1 protein-coding gene is annotated in these 383 nt (G+C 59.5%); it reads left to right on the top strand.

Features of this window, described 5'->3' with window-relative positions; translation table 11 throughout:
• Positions 1 to 4 precede the first annotated feature (4 nt).
• Positions 5 to 383 (top strand): AMP-binding protein (locus tag AC1DY7_RS31415; RefSeq protein ID WP_477497666.1); only part of this gene is annotated, 379 nt, incomplete at its 3' end.

Genomic DNA, 383 nt, shown 5'->3' with positions numbered 1-383 from the left:
CCGGGTGGATGACATCGAGCAGTTTGAACGCCGTTTCGCTTGCAAGGTACTGGAGGGCTATGGGCTGACGGAGTGTTGTCAGCCCATCTATCAGACGCTTGCCGACGAACGGCACGGCTCGATAGGCCGTCCATCGGCCTATTTCGACGCCAAAGTCGTGGATGAAGCTGGCGAGGAAGTTCCGGCGGATGTCTCGGGTCAATTGCTACTGAGATCCCGTCACCCGCATGGCCTCTTCCGCGGATACTGGCGGGATGTCGAACAGACCCGAGAGGCATTTGTCGGCGAATGGTTTGCAACCCGTGACCTCGTCAAACGCGACGCTGACGGCTTTTTCTACTTCATCGAGCGGCTTGGCCATGTGGTCCGGCGGCGCGGAGAGA

Source organism: Mycobacterium sp. P2_H7, from assembly GCF_056403275.1.
The sequence above is the reverse complement of the archived record's forward strand: the minus strand, read 5'-3'. Positions and strand labels throughout refer to the sequence as shown.